This window comes from Streptomyces sp. NPDC005962 (assembly GCF_040629205.1).
In the GTDB taxonomy this organism is placed as follows: Bacteria; Actinomycetota; Actinomycetes; order Streptomycetales; family Streptomycetaceae; genus Streptomyces.
The window spans coordinates 13,098-36,307 of record NZ_JBEXVE010000029.1; the positions used below are offsets into that span (position 1 = coordinate 13,098).

Below are 23,210 nucleotides of genomic sequence, written 5' to 3' on the forward strand. Positions count from 1 at the left end.
CCACGAGGCGATGACCACAGCACAGTACGGTGCCATCACCGTCGAGCCCTTCGGGGACTCGGCGGTGATGGTGACCATCCCCCATGCCGACCAGGCCATCCGCAGGTCCGGGATCGTCGCCTTCCGCGAGCGTTTCCTGGCCCACCGCCCCCACGGCGTGCTGGACGTCGTCTCCGGTCTTGAATCCCTGCTCATCGAGTTCGACCCGCTGCGGACCGCGCTCCAGCACGTGGAGTACGCGGCCCGGCTGCTGGCGAAGTGGGCCCCGGCGCCGTCGGCCGGTCCGGACGGTGCGCGGGCGGTGCGGAAGTTCGCCATTCCCGTCGTCTTCGATGACGAGACCGGCCCCGATCTGGCGTCCGTCGCCGACGACATGGGCCTGGCCCCCGCCGAGGTCGTCGAGGCGATCGCGGAGTCCAGCTTCACGATCTCCCTCCTCGGCGCGGCGATGGCCCCGATGATGGACGGGCTCAAGGTGCCCAGGCCGGTGCGCCGGCTCGCCGAGCCCCGGACCGATGTCGCCCCCGGAGCGATCATGATCGCCGGTACCAACGCGATCATCCAGCCGTTCCCCGGCCCGACCGGCTGGCGCGTGGTCGGGCGCACCCCGCGCACCATCGTCGACATCTCCCGGCCGGACCCCGTCTCGTTCGGCACCGGTGACATCGTGCGCTTCGTCCCCGTCACACGGGACGAGGCCGCGGTCCTGGGAGCCGGGTTCCTGCTGCCGTTGGGGGAGTCCGTATGAAGACCGTGGCGCTCGAGATCACCAGCACGGGATGGATCACGACGTTCCAGGACCTCGGCCGTCGTGACACGGAACGGCGCGGTGTCCCCACCGGCGGCGCGGCCGACCAGCACTCGGCGGCCGTCGCGAACCTCCTCGTGGGCAACCCCCGCGGGGCGACCCTGATCGAGAACCTCGGCGGGGAACTGGCGCTCGTGCCCGACGCCGACGTCCTGCTCGCCGTGACCGGCGCCGCCAGCCGGGTCACCGTGGGCGGCGGGCCCGTCGAGAGCTGGTCTCCGCTGGTCGTACCGGCGGGCCAGGAGGTACGGATACACGGGGACCTGAGCCGGGGGACCCGCACCTATCTGGCCGTGAACGGCGCGCTGACCGCGGACACCCTGCTGGGCAGCGCCGCGCCGGACGCCCGGATGGGGTTCGGGCAGGCCGTCGGCCGGGGTTCGCGTGTCCTGCTGGACACGGAGTTCCGGGGGTTCCGCCGACGCCTCTTCGAGGCGCCGTTGTTCCGGCTTCCCGTTCCGGTCCCGCGCTTCGACGCCGGGCCCTGGGTCATCGATGTCGTCCCCAGCCATGGCATCGACACGATCGCCGGTATCCGTGAGGTGATCGAGGAGGCGACCTACGTCGTCACCACCCGCTCCAACCACGTCGGACTGCGGCTCGACGGGCCGGTGCGCCACCCGGACACCGACACCGAGATCGTGTCGCACGGGGTGCCCGTCGGCGCACTGCAGATCCCGCACGCGGACGAGCTGATCGTGCTCGGTCGCTACCGGAGCCTGACCGCGGGCTATCCGATCGTCGGCGTCGCCTCGCGGGCGTCCCTGCCCCTGCTCGGGCAGGCCGGTCCGGGGCGGGAGCTGCGGTTCCGCTGGACCGACAGCGAGTGCTCGCTGCGCCGGTTCGCACGGCGTGAGGCGGAGGTGCGCGCACTCGAACACGCGGCCACGGAGGCGTTCGGCGCTCTCGGCTTCACGGCGCCCTCAAAGACCCTTGTCCGGGACTAGATGAGAATGTATTCTCACTTGAAAAGTTCATCTCACTTCAGTATGGAGTCAGTCATGGAGGAGGAACGGTGACGACGTCGGCCGGCAGGACCGCGCTCATCACGGGAGCGGGCAGCGGGATGGGCCTCGAAACCGCACGGCTGCTCGCCCGGGACGGCACCGCCGTCGTGCTCACCGGCCGCAGGCAGGAGACGCTCGACGACGTCGCGGCCACGATCCGCGCCGAGGGCGGGACCGCCCTCGCCATCGCCGCGGACATCACCCGCGCGGACGACGTCACCCGCGTCCTCGACCGGGTCCACTCCGAACTCGGACCGGTCGACGTCCTCGTCAACAACGCGGGCAGCGCCTCGTCGGTGCTCAACCCGCAGTGGCTGCCGCACGACGAGTGGCGCCAGGTCCTCGACGTGAACCTCACGGCGGTCTTCCAGCTCACCCAGGCCGTGCTCCCCGACATGCTCGACCGCGGCACCGGGACCATCGTCACCGTCTCCTCGCTCGCCGCCGTCAACCCCAACCTGCTCGGCGGCGCCGCCTACGGCGCGGCCAAGGCCGGGGTCCGCAACTTCATGACGTTCCTGCACAACACCTTCCGCAACCAGGGGCTGCGGGCGATCACCGTGCTGCCCGGCGAGGCGGACACCCCCATCCTCGACAACCGCGCCCGGCCCCCGGCGCCGGAGGAACGCGCGGGCATGGTGCGGCCCGAGGACGTGGCCGAGGCCATCCGCCTCGCCGTCACCCTGCCCCAGCGCGTCGTCCTCCAGGAGATCGTCGTCGCCCCCACCCGCCAGCGCGACACCTCCGCCGACCTTGAGATCAGCCGTTGGGCGGGCGCGCCCGCCGACGCCGCACCGCAGGACTGACCACCCCGTCACCAGGAGGAGCGCATGCCGCCCACCATCACCACGCAGCCGCCCCTGTTCGCCACCGCGGAGGCCGTCGCCCGGATCGCCGCCGCCTCCCGCCGGACGCAGCAACCGCAGTCGCGGGGCGACCTCGTCTCCCTCGCCATGGGCGAACCCGACTTCGACACACCCCACGCGGTGACCGAGGCGGCCCACGCCTCGCTGCGCGCCGGACGCACCCACTACTCACCGCTGCTCGGCGAACCCGCCCTGCGCGAAGCGCTCGCCGAAAAGCTCACCGGCATCGCCGGGACACCGGCCTCCGCCTCCGACATTCTCATCACCCAGGGCGGAACCGCCGGGCTCGCCGCCTCGATCCTCGGCATCGTCGACCCCGGTGACAAGGTGGTCATCCCCGACCCCACCTACTCCCTCTACGCGGACCTGGTCAGCATGGCCGGGGGCACGGTCGTACCCGTTCCCCTCGCGCCGGATCTGCACTGGGACCTCGACCGGCTCGCCGACGCCCTCACCGGCGCCAAGCTCTTCGTCTTCTGCAACCCGAGCAACCCGACCGGGATCGTGCACAGCCGCGACGAACTCGACGCGCTCGCGGGGCTGCTCGACGGCACCTCCACGATCGTCATCTCCGACGAGGCGTACTCCGACCTCGACTACACCGGCGCGCCCTTCACCTCGACGATCTCGATCGACGGCCTGCGCGACCGCACCGTCTACTGCCAGACCTTCTCCAAGAGTTACGCGATGACCGGCTGGCGCGTCGGCTACCTCTGGGGACCGTCGCCGCTCATCCAGGCGTCCGCCCGCATCCACAACACCTTCAACGGCTCCGTGAACACCGTCATCCAGGACGCCGCGCTCGCCGCGGTACAGAGCTGCGACGAGGACATCGCCCGCATGCGCGCCGCGTACGAGGAGCGCGGCGAGATCATGCGCACGGAACTGGCCGCGATCCCCGGCCTCACCCTCAGCGCACCGGAAGGCGCCTTCTACCAATTCCCGCGCTACGACCTGGACCTGCCCTCCGTGGAGGTCGTCGCGGCGCTGCGCACCCACGGCGTCGCCGTCCGGCCCGGAAGCGAGTTCGGAGCCCGGGGCGAGGGGCACCTCCGGCTGTCGTACGCCGCCGGTCCGCAATCCATCACCGAGGGCGTCCGCCGGCTGGCCCGTGGCCTCTCGGCTCTTCGGTGAACGCCGTCTCGCAGGTCACGGGGGGCCGACCCATGCGCAGTGACACCGAACGCAACCGCAGGTACCTCATCAAGGCCGCCGCCCGGCTGTTCGAGAACTCGCCGACGCCGGTCAGTCTGGCCGAGATCGCCAGGCACGCCGAGGTGTCCACCGCGACGGCCTACCGGCACTTCTCCTCCGTCCAGGAGATCCTGCACGCCTTCCGCGCCGAAGTGGGCTCCGAACTGCGCGACTTCAGCGCACGGCAGACCACGCGGGGCATGGCGAGACTCGAAGCGGTATCGCGCTGCTGGGTTTCCCTCGTCCTCGAACACGGCGGGGCGATGGCGCAGATGCGTTCGCACCGCGGCTACCTCGACCGGTTGCGGGAAGGGACCGGCTACCTCGCCCCGCAGGCCGAGGCGCTCGCCGAGCCACTGCGGCAGACCACCGAGGAACTCGGCCTCGGAGACCTCGGGGACGAAGCGCTGTACCTGTGGAACGCGTTGTTCGACCCACGCGACATCCTCGACCTCATCAAGAGCGGACGCACCGAGGAGGAGGCCGCCACCCGCCTGATGGCCGCCCTGCGCGGCGCCCTGACCGGCTGGTCCACGGCGGAACCGCCACGAGGGTGAGTGAGCCGTGGGGCGGTCAGCGGTGCCGGGGGAGGAGGATACGGAAGGTGGCACCCTCGTCCGGGGCCGTGCGGACGTCCACCCGGCCGTGGTGGGCCGTCACCAGGGAGGCGACGATCGCGAGGCCGAGCCCCGCGCCTCCGCTTTCGGTGCGGCCGCGGGCGTCGTCGGCGCGGTAGAAGCGGTCGAAGGCACGGGCGGCCTGCTCCTCGGACATCCCCGGACCCTCGTCGTGGAGCTCCAGAACCGCCAGGCCGTCCTCCGTGCCGACGCCTATCCGGACCGGAGTGCCGGGCGGGGTGTGGGCTGCCGCGTTGCCGACGAGGTTGGAGGTCACCTGGCGCAGCTTCGCCTCGTCACCGAGGACCGGCGCGCCGCCCGGTGGGCCGCCGCCCGGACCGGTGAGGGTGACGGGACGCTCCGGATCGAGCGCGCGGAGGTCGTGCAGGGCATCGGCGGCCAGGGTGCGCAGGTCCATGGGGGTGAGACGGAGCGGGAGGTCCGCGGTCGTGGCGTACTCGTCGAGCTCGTCGAGGCGGGCGAGCAACAACAGGTCCTCGACCAGCCGGACCAGCCGTGCCGCTTCCCGCTCGATGCGGCTCATCGCGGCGTCACCCGCCTCGATCCGGTCCAGCATGCCATTGAGCGCCGTGGCCAGACGGCCGAGTTCGGTACGGGAAGCGGCCAGTTCCGGGACCCGGCTCGACGGGTCGCCGTCCGCGATGGCCGCGGCGGGCGAGGTCGCACGCCAGGGTCAGACCGGTGGGCCCGGCTCCGATGATGAGGACCTTGGTGTCGCTTGCGTCGGTCAAGGCGTCCTTCCAGAGGGGTGAGTGCGGTGCGCGCTGTCGTCGTGCGCGTCACTTCACACTGATCCGCTGTTCTGGGAGGGATCTGCACGAGTCTGGGAGGCTCACGTGAATCGGGAGTCCCGCCCGGTGGAAACCGGCAGACCACGGCAGCCGGCTGGCCGGAAGTTCACAGAAACTCACAGACAGCACCCCCGCAAGCGCGGGACAGGCCCGCTCAGCCGCGGGTTCTCCCGCAGACCAGGTCCGGGCCGAGATGGCGGCGCAGCACGGCCGCGAGGGGTGGACAAGGCCCGTTGTGGCCGAGTTTGAAGCCGGTGGAGACGAAGGTGCGTACCGGGTGGAAGGGGCCGCCGGGGATGGTGCCGGAGTCGGTGTCCATCGGACGCGTCTGCGGGCGGGCCAGGGCGAAGCAGGCGAGCAGGATGCGGCTGTCGGCACCGAAGTAGTGGTCGTCGATCTCCCGATGGGTGAAGTCCAGACCGCGGAAGACCAGCCCGATGTCCTCCTGGCCGTACGGCGCCGAGGCGAGAGCTTCCGCCAGTGTGCCGACGTCGTCGCCTTTGGCGAGGACCGTCGCCGACTCCCGGGCCCAGCCCCACGGCGGCGCGTCGTCGTCCTCGTCGGCCCAGAGCGGCAGATCGGACTCCAGCCGGGTTCCCACCGGGGGATCGTCCCGACGGGCGCGGCCCAGGACGCCGACGTAGGGGAGTTCGGCGTTGGCGCACAGGTCTCCCGCGGTCAGCAGCCATGGGGTGCGCACCACCCGTTCGCGCACCAGATCCGCTGCCAGTGCGGCGAATGATTCGGCTGCGATCAGCACCGGCCGTGCCGGAGCGATGAACTCGTCCGTCCAGGTCCCCATGCGGCAGGTGTAGCCGATGCCGTCCGCGGGGCGCGGTGCGGGGTACGCGAATACCGCGCCATCGCCGCAGGTGGCGCGGTGAAACGCGGCGGACCCTATCGCGTTACGGTGTGAAGCTGACAGCTCGGGGTGCGGACCTCCCCGTGTCGGCTTCGGCGTTCAACACGATTCAAGAGGGAACCAGTGCGAAAGATCATCCTTGACTGCGACCCGGGGCATGACGACGCGATCGCCATGCTCCTGGCGCACGGCAACCCCGACGTCGAGCTGGTCGCCGTCACCACCGTCGTCGGCAACCAGACGCTGGAGAAGGTCACCCGCAACGCCCTCTCGGTCGCCCGTATCGCGGACATCACCGGTGTCCCCTTCGCCGCGGGCTGTCCCCGCCCGCTGGTGCGCACCGTCGAAACAGCCGCCGACATCCATGGCGAGAGCGGTATCGACGGCCCTGTGATGCCCGAGCCCACCCTGGCCCTGGACCCCCGCCACGCCGTCGACCTCATCATCGACACGGTGATGGCTCACGAGCCCGGTGAGATCACCATCGTTCCCACCGCGGGCCTGACCAACATCGCCCTGGCCGTGCGCAAGGAGCCCCGTATCGCCCAGCGCGTACGGGAGGTCGCCCTGATGGGCGGCGGCTACCACACGGGCAACTGGAGCCCCGTCGCCGAGTTCAACATCAAGATCGACCCCGAGGCCGCCCACATCGTCTTCAACGAGAGCTGGCCGGTCACCATGGTCGGGCTCGACCTCACCCACCAGGCCCTCGCCACCCCGGAGGTCACCGACCGCATCGCCCGGGTCGGCACCGCGCCCGCCACCTTCGTCAACGAACTCCTGGACTTCTTCGGCGCCATGTACCTCAAGGAACAGGGCTTCGAACACCCCCCGGTGCACGACCCGTGCGCCGTCGCGTACGTCATCGACCCCACCGTCATGACGGTCCGCAAGGCCCCCGTGGACGTCGAACTCATCGGCACCCTCACCCTCGGCATGACCGTCGCCGACCTCCGCGGACCCGCCCCCGACGACTGCCACACCCAGGTCGCGGTCAGCCTCGACCACCAGCGTTTCTGGGACCTGATCGTGGACGCCCTCGAGCGGATCGGTGACGTACGCGCATGAACACCCCCTCCACCGGCCCGGCCCTCGCCCCGGCCGCCGCCCCGAGCGGCGAACGCCCTGTCCGGATCTGGGTCCTGGTCACCGCACTTCTGACGGCCTGCTTCGCCTTTCAGCTCAACGCGAGCATGCTCAGCCCCGCCCTGAAGGACATCGAGGACTCCCTCGGGGCGACATCGGCCGAAGTCGGCCTGACCCAGACCGCGTTCTTCACCTCGGCGGCCCTCTTCTCGCTCTTCCTGCCCCGTCTGGGCGACCTCATCGGCCGACGCCGGGTCCTGGCCGGAATGCTGGCGCTCATGGTCGTCGGCTGTGTGACGGCCGCACTCGCCGGGAGCATCCCCGTGCTGTTCGCGGGCCGCGTCGTCCAGGGCGTATCCGGACCCACCGTGCCGCTCTGCCTGATCATGCTGCGCGACGAAGTCCACGAACCGAAGAAGTACGGCACCCTGCTCGGCATCATCACCGCCGTCAACGGAGGCATCGCAGGCGTCGACTCCCTCGCGGGCGGATACCTCGCCGACCACCACGGCTTCCCGTCCATCTTCTGGACCATGGCCGCCGTCGCCGCACTCGCCACCGTCCTGGTCGCCACCCTCACCCCCGAGTCGGTCGCCACCAGGGCCACCGAAAGCCGCATGGACTGGCCCGGGGTCGCCCTCCTGGTCGTCTCGGTGGGAGCGGCCCTGATCGCCCTGAACGAGGCCGGGAAGCTCGGCGACGCCAACTGGCCGCTCGTCGCCGCCCTGTTCGTCGTCACCGCCCTGGCCTTCGCCCTGTTCTGGCGCACCGAGGACCGCAGCAGCCACCCCCTGGTCGCCACCCGCCACCTCCGGCAGCGCTCCACCTGGGCACTGCTGCTGACCACCGTGCTCACCATGACGGGCGTGTTCGCCGTCATGAACGGCATGATCCCCGCCTTCGCCCAGGACGGGCAGGCGGGCTTCGGCATGACCGCCGAACAGTCCGCCTGGTGGACCCTGATCCCGTACGCGCTCGCGGGCCTGGCCATGGGCCCTCTCGCCGGGCGCCTCGCCGCCACGCACGGCTACGGCCGCCTCCTGCGCCTCGGTCTCATCGGCTCGGCCGCCACCCTCGCTCTGATGCTCCTCACCCTGAACACCGGCTCCCGCCCGCTCCTCCTGGCGGCGTCGGTCCTCATCGGCATCACGTACGCGGGCGTGGGCAACATCGTCCTCAACGGTCTCGGCATCGTCCTGTCCCCGCAGGAGAACCCCGGCTTCCTGCCGGGCCTGAACGCGGGCGCCTTCAATCTCGGCGCGGGCCTCAGCTTCGCCCTCGTCTACGCCGCGCAGACCGCCGCCGAGCCCGCGGACAAGACGTCCACCACCGGATACGGTGCGGGCATCGTCACCGGAGCCGTACTCATCGCCGCCGCCTTTGTGACGTCCTTCCTCATCCCCAAGCCGGTGGAGGCGGAGGCGGCGCGTTAGACGGGGCGTCGGCCTTCAGGAGGCCCAGTGGGCCGGGCGTTCGAGGCTCGCCGGGATTCTGGTCGCCTGGTCGCCCCTGGCCGCGTTGAGCTGGGGCTGGGTGACGAAGAGGGCGCCGGTCAGATCCGTGCCGCACAGGTTGGCGTCGCGCAGGTCGGCGCCGATCAGGTCGGCGGTGCGCAGGTCGGCGCCGGAGAGGTCGGCGGCGATGAGACAGGCGCCCCGCAGGCTGGCCCCGCGCAGCTTGGCGCCGCGCAGGCGCGCGCCCATGAGGTCGGCCCCCCGGTGGTTCCTCTTCTTGCCGGGCACGGCGGCGCGGGCGAGTTCGCTCGCGCGCAGCAGCAGCGTGTTCACCTCCTCGCGCAGCGCCGCCACGTCCACGGCGAGGAGGGTTTCGGGGGTGTCCCGGGTCAGCGCGTCGAGCTGGTCGTAGGCCCGGCGCAGATCCCGGTGGACGGGCCGGGCCGCCGCGAGGTCCGCCGCGTCGGCGGTGTACCGCAGCAGCTCGTGCAGCTGCCGCATGACGGGGAACACCTCGTACATCGTGCGGGCCGAGTCCGGCTTCTCGCGCCAGCTGCGGCCCTCGAAGGTGACCTGGGAGACCTTCTGCCCTGCCCCGAAGCAGTCGAACACCGTGCAGCCCGGGTAGCCGCTGTCGCGCAGCCGGTCATGGATGCCGCAGCGGAAGTCCTCCTGGAGGTTGCCGCAGGGGGTGCCCGCGGCCTTGTTCGCGGCGAAGTCCGCCGAGCGCGCGAAGGGCAGCGCCACGCAGCACAGGCCGAAGCAGTTCCCGCAGTCGGCTTGCAGGTCGGGGTGGGCGGTGTGGGTGGTGTGGGTGGTGTGCTCTGACAAGGCGGTAACTCTCCTGGTACGGCGGGCGTTGGTCGGCTACCACCCATTTTCCCCCGTGCGGAGCCCGCGACGGTGCGCGGGCGCTCGCGGCCGCGGCGGGCCGTACGCTCGGGCTCACGGAAACAGCGGCCACGGTCGGAGGAACCATGTCAGGCGCATGTTGCGCCCCCAGCTCAGGGGGCGGCCAGGAGAACCCCGAGCAGCCGTCCACCGCTCCGGGGCCCCTGGCCCCGGAGCGGGACCGGGAGCAGGGGCTGCGCGCCATGCTGCGCATCCCCGGCGGTACGTACGCGATGGGCGGTGACGACGCCGACGCGTTTCCCGAGGACGGTGAAGGCCCGGTCCGGGCGGTGCGGCTGTCGCCGTTCCTCATCGACGCGACGGCCGTCACCAACAGGCAGTTCGCGGCGTTCGTGCGCAGCAGCGGCTACCGGACCGACGCCGAGCGCCACGGCTGGTCGTTCGTGTTCTACGCACTCGTCCTCCCCGGCGCCCGGCGCAGCGTGCGCGACGGCACGGTGGCGCAGGCGCCGTGGTGGCTCGGGGTCGACGGGGCGTGCTGGCGGGCCCCCTACGGGCCGGGGTCGTCATGGACCGACCTGTCGAACCATCCCGTCGTCCATGTCTCCTGGCGTGACGCGTCCGCCTACGCGCACTGGGCGGGCAAGCGCCTGCCCACGGAGGCGGAGTGGGAGAGGGCGGCGCGGGGCGGTCTGGAACGCTCCCGCTTCCCCTGGGGGGATGAGCTGCTGCCCCGGGGGCAGCACCGCTGCAACATCTGGCAGGGGAAGTTCCCGCAGGTCAACACGGGCGAGGACGGGTATCTGGGGACCGCGCCCGTCAAGGCGTACCGAGCCAACAACCTCGGCCTGTACAACACCTCGGGCAATGTGTGGGAGTGGTGTTCCGACTGGTGGAGCACCACATGGCACGCGGCCGACCGCCCGGAGGCCCGCGAGGACCCGGCCGGGCCTCCCACCGGGGAGGCGAAGGTGATCCGCGGCGGCTCCTACCTGTGCCACGCGTCGTACTGCAACCGCTACCGCGTGGCCGCGCGCACGTCCAACACACCCGACAGCAGCACCGGACACATGGGGTTCCGCTGCGCGGCGGACCTGCCCCGCTGACCCGTCCGCCCGGGCCCCGGACGAGGGCCTCAGTGGTTGACACAGGCAACGGAGCGGGCGAAACTTGCGCGCAGATTACTGGTAAAACCAGTTAACACAGATCCTTCCTCGGAGACTGCGGGCCCGCTGCCGACACGGCGCGCGAATGCCACGCAAAGGAGCGTCCTGGATGACCAACGCCTCCCCGCATCCGCCGTCCGCGAGCGGGACCTTCCAAGGCACGATCGGCACCACCTACGAGGAGTCGACCCCGTGGTGGCCGGAGCAGCAGACGCTCCCCGAGGACACGCCCAATGTCGTGGTCATCGTCCTCGACGACGTCGGCTTCTCCGACCTCGGCTGCTTCGGCTCGGACATCGACACCCCGGCCATGGACGCCCTTGCCAACGACGGCCTGCGCTACGCGAACTTCCACACCACCACGCTGTGTTCGCCGACCCGCGCCTGCCTGCTGACCGGCCGGAACCACCACTCCGTCGGCATGCGGATGCTGTCCAACTTCGACACCGGCTTCCCCAGCGGCCGCGGCCGCATCACCACGGCGGCCGCGACCATGCCCGAGGTGCTGCGCGACAACGGCTTCAACACCATGGCCGTGGGCAAGTGGCATCTGGCGCCGATGGAGCAGACCACCCCGTCCGGGCCGTACACCCAGTGGCCGCTGTCCCGCGGATTCGAGCGCTACTACGGATTCCTGGAAGCCGAGACGGACAGCTTCTATCCGGAGCTGTTCTACGACAACCACGCCGTCGACCCGCCGAAGACCCCGGAAGAGGGCTACCACCTCAGTGAGGACCTGGTCGACCGGTCGATCGAATTCGTCCGCGACCAGACATCGGTCACTCCGGACAAGCCCTTCTTCCTCTACCTGGCGTTCGGCGCGGCCCACGCCCCGCACCAGGCTCCGCAGGAATACCTGGACAAGTACCGGGGCCGGTTCGACCACGGCTGGGACGCCGAGCGCGCCACCCGGCACGCCCGCCAGATCGAACGCGGCATCCTGCCACCCGGCACCGACCTGGCGCCGCGCAACCCCGGAGTCGTTCCGTTCGACGAGCTGTCGGACGACGAGAAGAAGCTGTCCGTACGCCTCCAGGAGGCGTACGCGGCGATGGTCGACCACACCGACTACCACATCGGCCGGCTCATGGAGTTCCTGGAGCGGATAGGCCAGATGGAGAACACCATCACCATCCTGCTCTCGGACAACGGGGCCAGTCAGGAAGGCGGGCAGAAGGGGTCGCTCAACCCCACCGCGTTCCAGAACGGCATCCCCGAGGACTTCGAGGAGATGGTCGCGCGGATCGACGACATCGGCACCACCCGCGCCCACGCCAACTACCCGTGGGGCTGGGCGCAGGCGGGCAACACGCCGTTCAAGCGCTACAAGCAGAACACCCACGAGGGCGGTGTCCGCTGCCCGCTCATCGTGAACTGGCCCCGCGGGCTGCCGCGCACCGGCGAGGTCAGGCAGCAGTTCCACCATGTCACCGACCTCCTCCCGACCCTCTTCGACGTGCTCGGTGTGCGGGCTCCCGTGGTCTACAACGGCATCCCGCAACTGCCCGTCCACGGCGTGAGCATGGCGTACACCTTCGGCTCGCCGACCGCGCCGACGCGCAAGGAAGCCCAGTACTTCGAGATGTTCGGGCACCGCGCGATCTGGCACGACGGCTGGAAGGCCGTCGCGTTCCACCAGCGCGGAACGCCCTTCGACGAGGACCAGTGGGAGCTGTACCACCACGACACCGACTTCTCGGAATGCCACGACCTGGCGCAGGAGCGGCCCGAGCAATTGCAGAAGATGCTCGCCCGGTTCTGGGTGGAGGCGGGGAAGTACGGTGTGCTGCCGCTGGACGACCAGGGGTTCGCGTACCGGGCGAAGATTCCGCGTCCCGGCTCGCCGCGCATGCGCACCACCTTCACCTACTACCCCGGCATGGCCCATCTGCCCATCGCCGCGGTGCCACCGGTGATGAACCGCGCGCACCGCATCACCGCCTACGTCGACCGGGCGACCGCGTCGGACGAGGGTGTGCTGGTGTCCCTGGGCAGCATCAGCAGCGGCTATGTGCTGTACGTGAAGGACAACCGGCTGGTCTACGAGTACAACTTCCTCGGCACCCGGTACACGGTGACCTCGGCGGAGGAACTCCCGACCGGTCCGGCGGAGCTGGCCTTCGCGTTCGTCAAGACCGGTGACATGCGGGGCGTCGGCCACCTGTACGTATCGGGAAGGCCGGTCGGCACCGAGGAGATTCCGCGGGTCCTCCCGCACTTCCTGGGGTGGCAGGGCCTCGACGTCGGCCGGGACACCCTGTCGCCCTCCTCGCCCAGCTACGACGGCGAATTCGCGTTCACCGGGGCGCTGGAGAAGGTCGTCTTCACGGTCGCGCCGGACGAAGAGGGCACGGAGCCCTTCGAGCGCATCGACTGAAACGGCCTTCGGGCCCCTCTTCCCGGGTGAACAACCCGAGGGAGAGGGGCCCGAAGTGTGCGTGAGGCGCGGTCAGCTGGGCGGTGTGTAGCGCCCGTCGATGGCCGTCCAGCCTCCGTCCACGAAGAGCTGGCTCCCCGTGACGAAGGACGACGCGTCCGAAGCGAGGTAGACGACGGCGCCGGCCAACTCGTCGGGCCGGGACCAGCGGCCCAGGGCGCTCTTGGAGGCGTAGGCCTCCGACCACTCCGGTACGGCCCTGATCTGCGCGGTCAGCGGGGTTTCCACGACGCCCGGGGCGACGGTGTTCACCCGTACGCCCGACGGGCCCAGCTCGGCCGCCGCGGTCCGCAGCATCTGCACGAGCCCGGCCTTCGTGGCCGCGTACACCCCTTGTCCCGGCTCGACGGACACCGCGCGGATCGAGCTGAAGCCGATGATGCTTCCCGCCCCGCGTTCGGCCATGCCACGGCCGAAGGCGCGCACCAGGTCGAAGGACGCGCGCAGATTGAGCGCCACGACCCGCTCGAATTCCTCCGCCGTGTAGTCGAGCAGGGACTTGCGCACGTTCGTCGCGGCGGTGAAGACGAGCACGTCGACGGGGCCGAGCTCCTCGGCGGCGCGCGCCACCGCCTCCCCGTCGAGCACGTCGAGCGCGTACGGGAGGAGGTTCGGCCCCATCGACGCCGACTCCTCGGCCGCCGTCAGGTCGCGGTCGGCGCACACCACGGTGGCGCCGTGCGCGGCGAGCGCCAAGGCGCTCTCACGGCCGATCCCGCTGCCCGCGCCCACCACGACGGCCTTGCGGCCGTCGAGCCGGAACAGGCGGGAGTACGCGTCCACCGCGTCGGTGCGGTCGTTAGCTTGCATGTGGTCCTCACGGCTTCGTTGTCGTCGGGCGGATCACTGCCATGCGGGTCACGGTCAGCTCTTCGATGGCGAACCTCGGACCCTCCCGTCCGGCCCCGGAGTCCTTCACACCGCCGTACGGCATGACGTCGGACCGGAAGCCGGGCACCTCGTTGACGACCACTCCGCCCACCTCCAGGCGGTCCAGAGCGGCGAACGCGGTGTCGAGGGCGCTGGTGTAGACGCTCGCTTGCAGTCCGTAGCGCGAGGCGTTGACCATGTCGAAGGCCGTCTCCAGATCGGGGACGGACCGTACGGCGACCACCGGGCCGAAGACTTCCTCGTCCCAGAGGGCCAGCGCGTCGTCCACGTCGAGCAGCACGGCGGGTTCGATCACCCCGTCGGTGACCTTGCCCCCGGCCACCAGCGACGCCCCCGCCTCCACGGCCTCGTCCAGCCACGCGCACACCCGCTCGGTCGACCGCTCGTCGATGAGCGCGGAGACACGTGTCGCCGGATCGCGGGGATCGCCCATGGCCACCCGCGCCACGCGCTCCGTCAGGCGGGCCACGAACTCCTCCCGCACGGCGTCCACCACGATGACCCGCTGCACGCTGATGCACGCCTGGCCCGACGCGTAGTAGCCGCCGCGTACCACCGCGTCGGCGGCGGCGTCGAGGTCGGCGTCGGCGGCCACCACCAGGGCGGCGTTGGAGCCGAGTTCGAGCAGCACCTTGGTGGGGGCCGCGTCCCGGGCGATCCGGTGGCCCACGGCGGCGGAACCGGTGAAGGACACCGCCCCGATCCGCCGGTCGGTGGTCAGCGCGACGCCCACCTCGGGACCCCCGGTCACCAGCTGCACCGCGGCCCGCGGCGCGCCGTGGGCGCGCAGCGCCTCGCGCAGGAGGTGCACCAGCCACAGGGTGGCCAGCGGCGTCTGCGGGGCGGGCTTGGCGATGGCCGGGCACCCGGCGGCCAGCGAGGGCGCGAGCTTGTGCGCGGCGAGCAGCAGCGGGTAGTTGAAGCCCGAGATGCCGACCACCACACCGATCGGCTTGCGGGTCCAGAAGCCGAGCAGCCCCTCACCCGAGGGCAGCAGGTCCAGCGGCACCGTCTCCCCGTGCAGCCGGGCCACTTCCTCGGCCGCCGTCAGCAGGGTCAGCAGGGTGCGGTCCACCTCGACACGGCAGTCGACCAGTGGCTTGCCGGTCTCCAGGACCAGCAGCCGCTCGAAGTCCGCGCGCCGGTCGGCGATCGCCTCGTGAGTGGCGAGCAGCGCGGCTCTGCGGGTGTGCGAGGGGAGCCGGCCGACCTGCTCGCGGACCGCGAGGGCCGCCTCCACCGCGTGGTGTGCGAGGCCGGTGTCCCCGACGGGGGCGTGGGCGACGAGCGTCCCGTCGTAGGGGAAGCGGACCTCCTCGGTGGCGGGTGCCTCCACCCAGTGGTCGCCGAGGGGAAGCCCCTCGGGAAACTCCCGCGCCACGGGGCTTTCGGTGGGCTGGACGTGGGCAGTCACGGTCGGTCTACTCCCGGTTGAGGTCGGCCGCCGACACTCCGGACAGTGCCTTGCCCAGAGTCGGAACGGCGGCGATCAGCCTGCGTGTGTAGGGATGCTGGGGTGCCTCGTACACCTGCTCCGTGGACCCGGTCTCCACGATCTGTCCGGCGTGCATGACCGCGACCCGGTCGCACACATGGCGGACGACGGACAGGTCGTGGGAGACGAAGACCAGCGTGAGGGACAGCTCGTCGACGAGGTCGGCGATGAGGTTGAGCACCTGGGCCCGTACGGACACGTCCAGGGCGCTCACCGGCTCGTCGGCCACGATGACCTTCGGGCGGGGTGCGAGAGCGCGGGCGATCGAGATGCGCTGCCGCTGCCCGCCGGAGAACTGGTGCGGATAGCGGTCCGCCGCGTCGGCGCGCAGGCCGACGGCTTCGAGCAGCTCGGCCACCCGCTCCTTGCGGTTCGGGTGCCCCTGCGCGACGAGCGGCTCGGCCACGATGTCGCCCACGCGCATCCGCGGGTCCAGCGAACTCATCGGGTCCTGGAACACGAGCTGGAGCCGTTCGCGGACGAACTTCAGCTGTCTCTCCCGGATCCCGGTGATGTCCCGGCCGTCGATGGCGACGCTGCCGCTGGTGGGGTGGTCGAGCCCGGCCAGAATCCGCAGCAGGGTCGACTTGCCGCACCCCGACTCGCCCACGATGCCGAACCGCTGTCCCTGGGGGATGGCGAAGCTGACGCCGCGCAGGGCGTGCACCGGCGGGCTGGGGCGGAGCAGCGAGGTGCGGGGCCGCCGGTAGTCGCGGGTGACGTCGCGGACGGTGATGGCGTCCACGGGGCCGGACCGTGGCCCGGAGGCGGGGGGAGCGGTGGTCGGCTGCTCAGCCACGGCCGGCCTCCTGGGTCGTCGGGGTGCCGGTCCCGGACGCGCCGGTCCCGGACACCGGGTGGAAGCAGGCGTAGCCGGAGTCCGGCCCGGTGGCGACCCATTCCGGCCGGGTGGCGCACTCCTCGGTCGCCTGGGCACATCTGTTCCTGAAGACGCATCCGGCGGGGAACCGCCCCGCGGGCGGAACCGACCCGCCGATGGTGACCAGCCGGCCGCGGTCGTCGACCACGGTCAGGTCGGACGCGCCGATCAGGCCCTGGGTGTAGCGGTGCCGGGGGCGGGTGAACACCTCCCGGACCGGGCCGGACTCGACCACCCGCCCGCCGTACATCACCATGACCCGCTCGCAGGCGGTGGCCACCACGGCCAGGTCGTGGGTGATGAAGAGCATGGCCGACCTGCGGTCCTGGACGCCGCGCACGATCAGGTCGAGCACCCGCGCCTGCACCGTGACGTCGAGCGCGGTGGTGGGTTCGTCGCAGACCAGGAGCGCGGGGTCGTTCGCGAGGGCGATGGCCAGCACCACGCGCTGCCGCTGGCCGCCGGAGAACTGGTGCGGGTAGGCGTGCGCGGCGGCCGCGGGGTCGGGCAGCCCCACCTGGGCGAGGAGTTCGACGGCGGCGTCCCGGGCGGACGCGCGGTCGGGCCTGGTCCGGTGGATCAGCAGCACCTCGGCGATCTGCCGTCCGACCCTCATCGTGGGGTTGAGCGCGGTCATGGGCTCCTGGAAGACCATGGCGATCTCCTTGCCCCGCACCCGCGACATCCGCGCTTCGTCGGCGCCCACCAGGTCGTGGCCGACCCCGGCGAGCCGCACCGAGCCGGTGGCCCGCAGCTCCTCGGGGAGCAGGCCCATGACGCTCAGCGCGGTCAGCGACTTGCCCGACCCCGACTCGCCGATCAGTCCGACCCGCTCACCGGCCCGGATGGTGAAGCCGACGTCTTCGACGAGCTTGCGGCCGCCCACCGTGACGTCGAGGTTCCGCACGGACAGCACCTCGTCCGGTCCGGAGATCTCTGGTCCGGAGGCCGGTGCCACCTCGGGTGCCGGGGTCATCGGCGGTCCTCCAGCTTGGGGTCGAAACGGTCGCGCAGGCCGTCACCGAGCAGGTTGAATCCGAGCACCGCCACCGCGATCGCGATGCCCGGGAACACGGCGAGCCTCGGGGCCAGCGACAGCAGCTCCTGGCTCTCCTGCAGCATCCGGCCCCAGGACGGGGTGGGCGGCGGGGTGCCGAAGCCCAGGAAGGACAGCGCGGCTTCGGCGAGTACGGCGATCGCGAATCCGACCGACGCCTGCACGATGATGAGGCTGCTGACGTTGGGCAGGACGTGCCGCAGACCGATCGCGAACGGTCCGCGGCCCGCCGCGCGGGCGGCGATGACGTATTCGGTCTTCATGACCTGCAGCGTGCCGCCGCGGATGAGCCGGGCGAAGTTGGGGATGGACGCGATGCCGATGGCGATCATCGCGACCAGCGTCCCGGCCCCGTACACGGCGGCGAACATGATGGCCAGCAGGAGCGCCGGGAAGGCGAGCAGCAGATCGTTGCCGCGCATCAGCAGCTCGCCGAACCAGCCGGGCGCCATTCCGGCGACGATGCCCAGCGGCACTCCGATCAGGGCGGCGACCCCCACCGCCACGAAGCCGACGAACAGCGTGGTGCGCGAGCCGATCAGGATCTGGCTCAATACGTCGCGGCCGAACTTGTCCGTCCCGAACCAGTACGTCCACGACGGCTCCTGCAGCCGCACCGAGGGGTTCACCAGCGTCGGGTCGTGCGGGGTCCACACGAAGGACAGCAGCGCCATGCCGATCACGACCGACACGATGAGGCCGCCCACCAGCAGACTGCCCGTCACCGGGCGGCGCCGACGACGCTCTTCGGGTACCGCCGAGGCGACGGCGGCTTCCGTATCCGGAGCACTCATGACGCACGCTCCCTCAGTCGCGGGTCGATCACCAGGTAGACCATGTCCACGAGGAAGTTCACGAGCAGCACCGCCATTGCGATGATCATGACCACGTCCTGCACCACCACCAGGTCCCGGTTGGCCACGCTGTCCAGCAGCAGGCTCCCGAGCCCGGGGATGACGAAGACCCGTTCGATGACGACGGAGCCCACCAGCAGCGTGGCGAGCTGCAACGCCAGGACGGTGACCACGGGCACCGCCGCGTTCCGCAGGCCGTGCCGCAGCAGGGCCCGCGTCGGGCGCAGCCCTTTGGCGCGAGCGGTGCGCAGATAGTCCTCCCGGAGAACATCGAGCACGGCGCTGCGGACATAGCGGGTGAGCACGGCCGCCTGCACAAGACCGAGGGACAGCGCGGGCATCACCAGCTGTTTGAGGAACAGGACCGGGTCCTGCACCGGGGGTGTCCAGCCGTTCGCCGGAAGCCATCCGAGCCCCACCGCGAACACGGTGATCAGCAGGATGCCCGCGAGGAAAGCCGGGACCGCCACGCCGACTTGGGACACGGCCGAGAGAAGGAGCCCGGAGGCCTTGCGGTGCCGCACCGCCATCAGCGTGCCCATGGGGACCGCCAGGATGACGGCGAGCACCATTCCCGTGCCGACGAGCCACAGGGTGACCTGGAGCCGGTCGGCGATCTGCGGGCCGATCGGCGCGTGGGAGATGTACGAGTTCCCCGGGTCGAAGGTCACCAGACCGTGGACCCAGCTCAGGTACTGCGCCACGAGCGGCCGGTCGAGCCCGAACTGGCCGCGCAGTTGCGCCACCGCCGTGTCCGACGCGCTGGTCCCGAGGGCGACGCGGGCCGGGTCGCCCGGCAGCACCGCCATGAACGCGAACACCACGACCGAGCTCACGACCAGGCTGGCCAGCAGGATCGCGATCCGCTGCAGAAGACGGACGATCATCGGTTGGGTCCGCCTTTCATGACCGGCCCAGGCCGGTGAGATCCAGTGACTCGGACACGGAGTTCACCGGCAGACCGGTGATGCTCTTGTCCGCCACCATCAGGTTCGGCAGCAGGAACAGCCAGTCGGCCGCGGCGTCCTTGGACAGCAGCCGGGCAGCCGCCCGCATGGAGGTGATCTGCTCCCGCTGGGAGCCCTGGTCCGCCTTCTTCAGCAACGCGCGGAACTCGGGGTTGTCGTAGCGGGTGTACGCGGTCTTGGCCCCGAACACCGTCTGCATGTCGCGGGGCTCCACATGGCCGATGATGGACATGTCGTAGTCCGCGCTCTTGAACACGGTGGTCAGCCAGGCGGCGGGAAACTCCAGCTGATCGAGCTTGACCTTGAACCCGGCCTGTTCGAGCTGGCTCTTGACCACGGTGCCGCACGCGGTGGCGTACGGCAGCGTCGGAAGCCGCAACCGCAGCGTACGGCCCGCCTGGCCGGACTCCTTCAGGAGCTTCTTCGCCTTGTCGCGGTCGTACGGATACTGGTTCGTGAGGTTCTGGTACCACGGGTCGGTCGGCGGGACCATGCTGCCGATGAGCTTGCCGCGCCCTCCCCAGCAGGTGTCCATCAGCGCCTTGTGATCGATGGCGTAGCGGACTGCCTGCCGGGCCTTCGGATTCTTCATCGGGCCCGAACCGTTGTTGAGGGAGAGGACCACCTCGCCGTTGGTCGTGCCCTCGATGACCTTGTACTTCGGGTTGTTCTCGAAGCGGTACAGGGAATCCGGGGACTGCATCTGGCCGATCACGTTGATGGTGCCGGTGAGCAGCGCGTTGTTCATGGCCGTCGGATCTTTGAAGTACTTGAGGGTGACCGACTTGAAGTACGGTTCGCGCCCCCAGTAGCCATCACGGCGGGCCAGGGTGATCGAGTCGCCGCGGTTCCACCTCTTCACCACATACGGGCCGGTGCCCACCGGCTCGGTGGCCAGCTTCTTCACGCCGGTCCGGCTGAACATCGCGCCCACGCGGGTGGTCATCCGGTAGAGCCAGTCGTTGCTGGGCCGTTTCAGGGTGACCTTCAGCTCGGTGGGCGACACCGCCCGCACCGTGTCGACGACGTCCATCTGGGCCTTCTGCACCAGTGTCCAGTCGGTCGGGACGCGGTCGATGGAGAACTTGGCGTCCTCGGCCGTGAACGGGGCGCCATCGCTGAACTTGGCGTTCTTCACCAGCTGGAACGTGTACGTCCTGCGGTCCTTCGACAGGCTCCATGACGTGGCCAGCTGGGGCCGGACCTTGCCGGACTGGTCCAGCTTCACCAGGTTTTCGTAGACGTTGTTGAGCAGCGCCTGCGGAATGGCGGCACCCTCGGTTTTGGTGAAGTCGAAGTTGGCCGGTTCGGCGGTGAGGCCGATGTTCAGGGAGTTCTTCCCGGCGCTGCCGGTGGCCGTGGACCCGGCCGAGCAGGCTGCCAGCGGCAGACACGCGAGCATGGCCGCGACCATCCCGGTGTGCCGCGTCAGCCGCCTGGTACGTCTCATATGTGCGGCCCCCGGCTCTCCATCGTGTGCAGAATGACGGCGAGCCGCACGACCGTGGTGTCCGTCATGGGCGCCACCTTCCGCTGTCACTGGCCTGACCAGTAAGCTCACTTGTCAGGTACCGTGTCGATTGAAGCTGTCCTTGTCAAGGGTGCGAATACCCCGGGTATCGCGAGCGAAGGAGAGTGCGGGTGCCGACGGAACAAGGCCTGGCCGCCATACCGGCCGTCGAAATGGTGGCCGGATTCGCCGACCGCACGCTGTCGCCGGTCGAGGTCCACGACGCCGTCCAAGCGGTGATCGAGGCGCGCGAGAGTGTGCTCAACGCGTTCTGGGTGCGGGACCCGGATGAATCCCGCAAGGCGGCCCAGGCCAGCGAGGCCCGATGGGCCGCGGGGGAGCCGCTCGGGCCCATCGACGGCGTCCCCGTGACCCTGAAGGAGAACGTCGCCCGCAGGGGCGTCCCCATGCCCTCCGGAAACGCGGGGACCGAACCGGTCGTCCCCGAGGCGGACGCGCCCATCACCGCGCGGGTCGCCGAATCCGGCGGGGTGGTACTCGGGTCGACCGTGATGCCGGACTGGGGCATGCTCTCCTCGGGGGTCTCCAGCCGCCACGGCATCTCACGCAGCCCCTGGAACCCCGACTGGACCACCGGCGGTTCCAGCTCCGGTGCGGGGGCCGCGGCCGCCGGGGGATATGGGCCGCTCCACGTCGGCACCGACATCGGGGGATCGATCCGGCTGCCCGGCACCTGGCTGGGCCTCGCCACGCTCAAGCCCAGCTACGGACGGATTCCGCTGGACGCCCCGTACCTGGGGCGCGCCGCCGGACCCCTGACGCGCACCGTGGCGGACGCGGCCCTGCTCATGCGGGTCCTGAGCCAACCGGACCCCCGGGACTGGTCGAGCCTGCCACCACAGGACATCGACTGGTCGGCGCTGGACGGCGAGGTGCGCGGACTGCGGGTGGGAGTACACCTGGAGGCGGGCTGCGGGGAGCCGTGCGACGCCGAGCTCCTCGCCGCGGTGAAGCGTGCCGCCGCGGTCTTCGAGGCGGCGGGAGCCGTCGTGGAGCCCGTCGAGCCGTTTCTGACCCAGGAACTCCTGGACGACCTGGACCTGTTCTGGCGGGTGCGGTCCTGGAACGACTTCCGCGAGCTGACGCCCGAGGCCCGGCTGCGCGTCCACCCCCACATCATCCGGTGGTGCCAGGGAGGCGCGGACGTGCCGGGCACGAGGGTGCTCCAGTGCTACCAGCAGATCATGGGCATCCAGGCGCGGACCGTGGCGGCGACGGTCCCCTACGATCTGGTGCTCTCGCCGGTGGCTCCGGTGGCGGCGTTTCCCGCCGAGCAGCCGATGCCGTTCTCGGGGGACGCCAGGACCATGGCCCACATCGGCTTCACCGCGCCGTACAACATGTCGGGCCAGCCCGCGGCGACCGTCAACTGCGGTCTGACGGCGGACGGCCGTCCCATCGGGGTGCAGATCGCGGGCCGTCGTTTCGACGATCTCGGCGTTCTGAGGGCGGCGGCGTGGTACGAACGGAACCGGCCCGCCGAGGCGGTCCCGCGCTGGCCGGACCACATCCCCGGCGCGCACACGGCGGAGAAGACCACATCGACCACCCTCGAAGGGGAGAAACCTTGAGTGACGGGGCACAGTTCCGGCAGGTCTCGCCGGTACGGCTCTACGAGCGCATCGTCGAGCAGATCGAGCAGGCGATCGCGCGCGGTGACCTGAAGCCGGGGCAACGGCTGCCCAGCGAGCGCGAGTTGGTGACGCAGTTCGGAGCGAGCCGCCCCACCGTGCGCGAGGCCTTGCGGGTGCTGGAGAGCAACGGCCTCGTCCGCTCGCGCCCGGGTGACCCGAACGGCCCGGAGATCCTGCCGTTCTCCTCGGCCCGGCTGACCAAGGAGATGACCCGGCTCGTCCAGTTCGACAACATGTCGATGGCCGAGCTGATCTCCTTCCGCATGATCCTCGACGGTTCGGCGAGCATGCTGGCGGCGCGGCTGCGGTCCGAGGAGGAGCTGTCCGCCATGGAGCGGACGCTCGCCGTCATGGCGGACGCGATCGAGACCGGGTACGAGGAGTTCAGCGCGGCGGACGTGGCGTTCCACGAGGCGGTGGCCGTCGCGAGCCGCAACTCCCTCATCGAGGTCTGCAACCAGGTGGTCCGGGGCGCCGTCCTCTCGCTGATCTCGGACAAGGTCGCCCACGCGCACAACAGCACCGCGCTCATGCGGGAGTCGCTCCAGCACCATCAGGAGGTGCTCGACGCGATCCGGCTGCGGGACGGCCTGGCCGCGGCCCGCATCTCGCGGCGCAAGCTCTACGAGTACTACGCCGGGTACGTCCCCGAGGACGAGCGGGAGCCGCTGCTCGCGCTCATGGACGACGAAGAGGCCTGACACCTCAGGGCACCCAGGACAACCCAGGGCGCTCGGGG

At 70.8% G+C, this 23,210-nt stretch carries 20 protein-coding genes and 2 pseudogenes; 11 read left to right on the plus strand and 11 right to left on the minus strand.

Annotated elements, in window-relative coordinates; genetic code table 11:
- Window positions 1-10 precede the first annotated feature (10 nt).
- The 5 genes from ABZ370_RS34650 to ABZ370_RS34670 all read left to right on the plus strand — a co-directional run bounded on the left by ABZ370_RS34650 (window position 11) and on the right by ABZ370_RS34670 (window position 4,432).
- Window positions 11-748, plus strand: a complete 738-nt coding sequence (locus ABZ370_RS34650; protein ID WP_358629257.1) for a carboxyltransferase domain-containing protein — start codon at window positions 11-13, stop codon at window positions 746-748.
- Window positions 745-1,755 (plus strand): allophanate hydrolase, encoded by a 1,011-nt coding sequence (locus ABZ370_RS34655; RefSeq protein WP_358629260.1) that lies wholly within the window; start codon window positions 745-747, stop codon window positions 1,753-1,755. Before ABZ370_RS34650 ends, ABZ370_RS34655 begins: the two co-directional genes overlap by 4 nt.
- Before the next feature lie 68 nt (window positions 1,756-1,823).
- Window positions 1,824-2,621, plus strand: a complete 798-nt coding sequence (locus tag ABZ370_RS34660) for an SDR family oxidoreductase (protein WP_358629263.1) — start codon at window positions 1,824-1,826, stop codon at window positions 2,619-2,621.
- Window positions 2,622-2,645: 24 nt separating this feature from the next.
- Window positions 2,646-3,815 carry an aminotransferase class I/II-fold pyridoxal phosphate-dependent enzyme gene (locus ABZ370_RS34665; RefSeq protein ID WP_358629266.1) on the plus strand — a complete coding sequence of 390 codons (1,170 nt, stop codon included), beginning with the start codon at window positions 2,646-2,648 and terminating at the stop codon, window positions 3,813-3,815.
- 32 nt (window positions 3,816-3,847) lie between these two features.
- Window positions 3,848-4,432 carry a helix-turn-helix domain-containing protein gene (locus ABZ370_RS34670; protein ID WP_358629269.1) on the plus strand — a complete coding sequence of 195 codons (585 nt, stop codon included), beginning with the start codon at window positions 3,848-3,850 and terminating at the stop codon, window positions 4,430-4,432.
- 16 nt (window positions 4,433-4,448) lie between these two features.
- On the opposite strand, the pseudogene ABZ370_RS34675 reads toward ABZ370_RS34670, so the two are convergent.
- The 3 genes and pseudogenes from ABZ370_RS34675 to ABZ370_RS34685 all read right to left on the minus strand — a co-directional run.
- Window positions 4,449-5,171: pseudogene (locus ABZ370_RS34675) on the minus strand (ATP-binding protein); the annotation flags it as partial.
- Window positions 5,158-5,244: pseudogene (locus ABZ370_RS34680) on the minus strand (FAD-dependent monooxygenase); the annotation flags it as partial. The pseudogenes ABZ370_RS34680 and ABZ370_RS34675, both read right to left, overlap by 14 nt.
- Window positions 5,245-5,458: 214 nt before the next feature.
- Window positions 5,459-6,106, minus strand: a complete 648-nt coding sequence (locus tag ABZ370_RS34685; RefSeq protein WP_358629272.1) for a hypothetical protein — start codon at window positions 6,104-6,106, stop codon at window positions 5,459-5,461.
- Window positions 6,107-6,289: 183 nt separating this feature from the next.
- Between ABZ370_RS34685 and ABZ370_RS34690 the strand changes: the two genes are divergently transcribed.
- Together ABZ370_RS34690 and ABZ370_RS34695 are read left to right on the plus strand one after the other, a co-directional pair.
- Window positions 6,290-7,234 carry a nucleoside hydrolase gene (locus ABZ370_RS34690; protein ID WP_358629275.1) on the plus strand — a complete coding sequence of 315 codons (945 nt, stop codon included), beginning with the start codon at window positions 6,290-6,292 and terminating at the stop codon, window positions 7,232-7,234.
- The gene (locus ABZ370_RS34695) at window positions 7,231-8,685 is read left to right on the plus strand and encodes an MFS transporter (protein ID WP_358629278.1); all 1,455 of its coding nucleotides are present in this window, start codon (window positions 7,231-7,233) and stop codon (window positions 8,683-8,685) included. The genes ABZ370_RS34690 and ABZ370_RS34695 overlap by 4 nt, the downstream gene beginning before the upstream one ends.
- Window positions 8,686-8,700: 15 nt before the next feature.
- Here ABZ370_RS34695 and ABZ370_RS34700 read toward each other — a convergent pair whose 3' ends face one another.
- Entirely contained in the window at window positions 8,701-9,537 is an 837-nt protein-coding gene (locus ABZ370_RS34700; RefSeq protein WP_358629281.1) for a pentapeptide repeat-containing protein, read from the minus strand.
- 146 nt (window positions 9,538-9,683) lie between these two features.
- Here ABZ370_RS34700 and ABZ370_RS34705 point away from each other — a divergent pair, with 146 nt between their 5' ends.
- Both ABZ370_RS34705 and ABZ370_RS34710 read left to right on the plus strand, forming a co-directional pair.
- A complete protein-coding gene (locus ABZ370_RS34705; protein WP_358629284.1) occupies window positions 9,684-10,664 on the plus strand; it encodes a formylglycine-generating enzyme family protein in 981 nt (326 codons plus the stop codon).
- Window positions 10,665-10,833: 169 nt separating this feature from the next.
- Window positions 10,834-13,101, plus strand: a complete 2,268-nt coding sequence (locus tag ABZ370_RS34710; protein ID WP_358629286.1) for an arylsulfatase — start codon at window positions 10,834-10,836, stop codon at window positions 13,099-13,101.
- Window positions 13,102-13,173: 72 nt separating this feature from the next.
- Here the strand turns inward: ABZ370_RS34710 and ABZ370_RS34715 are convergent, their stop codons facing one another.
- Genes ABZ370_RS34715 through ABZ370_RS34745 form a run of 7 tightly spaced genes read right to left on the minus strand, consistent with a single transcriptional unit; the run spans window position 13,174 to window position 20,756 of the window.
- Window positions 13,174-13,971, minus strand: coding sequence for an SDR family oxidoreductase (locus ABZ370_RS34715; protein ID WP_358629289.1), 798 nt, complete (start codon window positions 13,969-13,971; stop codon window positions 13,174-13,176).
- Between the two features lie 7 nt (window positions 13,972-13,978).
- Window positions 13,979-15,466, minus strand: a complete 1,488-nt coding sequence (locus ABZ370_RS34720; RefSeq protein ID WP_358629292.1) for an aldehyde dehydrogenase family protein — start codon at window positions 15,464-15,466, stop codon at window positions 13,979-13,981.
- A 7-nt stretch (window positions 15,467-15,473) separates the two neighbouring features.
- Entirely contained in the window at window positions 15,474-16,346 is an 873-nt protein-coding gene (locus ABZ370_RS34725; RefSeq protein ID WP_358629295.1) for an ATP-binding cassette domain-containing protein, read from the minus strand.
- Window positions 16,339-17,403 carry an ABC transporter ATP-binding protein gene (locus tag ABZ370_RS34730; protein ID WP_358629298.1) on the minus strand — a complete coding sequence of 355 codons (1,065 nt, stop codon included), beginning with the start codon at window positions 17,401-17,403 and terminating at the stop codon, window positions 16,339-16,341. Before ABZ370_RS34730 ends, ABZ370_RS34725 begins: the two co-directional genes overlap by 8 nt.
- On the minus strand, window positions 17,400-18,278 hold the full coding sequence (locus ABZ370_RS34735) for an ABC transporter permease (protein WP_358629301.1): 879 nt from the start codon (window positions 18,276-18,278) through the stop codon (window positions 17,400-17,402). Before ABZ370_RS34735 ends, ABZ370_RS34730 begins: the two co-directional genes overlap by 4 nt.
- Complete coding sequence (locus ABZ370_RS34740; RefSeq protein ID WP_358629304.1) at window positions 18,275-19,225, minus strand: ABC transporter permease; 951 nt, start codon at window positions 19,223-19,225, stop codon at window positions 18,275-18,277. Before ABZ370_RS34740 ends, ABZ370_RS34735 begins: the two co-directional genes overlap by 4 nt.
- A gap of 16 nt (window positions 19,226-19,241) precedes the next feature.
- On the minus strand, window positions 19,242-20,756 hold the full coding sequence (locus ABZ370_RS34745; protein WP_358629308.1) for an ABC transporter substrate-binding protein: 1,515 nt from the start codon (window positions 20,754-20,756) through the stop codon (window positions 19,242-19,244).
- Between the two features lie 191 nt (window positions 20,757-20,947).
- On the opposite strand from ABZ370_RS34745, the gene ABZ370_RS34750 reads away from it, so the two are divergent.
- Window positions 20,948-22,408 (plus strand): amidase, encoded by a 1,461-nt coding sequence (locus tag ABZ370_RS34750; protein ID WP_358629310.1) that lies wholly within the window; start codon window positions 20,948-20,950, stop codon window positions 22,406-22,408.
- On the plus strand, window positions 22,405-23,172 hold the full coding sequence (locus tag ABZ370_RS34755; protein ID WP_358629313.1) for a FadR/GntR family transcriptional regulator: 768 nt from the start codon (window positions 22,405-22,407) through the stop codon (window positions 23,170-23,172). Before ABZ370_RS34750 ends, ABZ370_RS34755 begins: the two co-directional genes overlap by 4 nt.
- Window positions 23,173-23,210 lie beyond the last annotated feature (38 nt).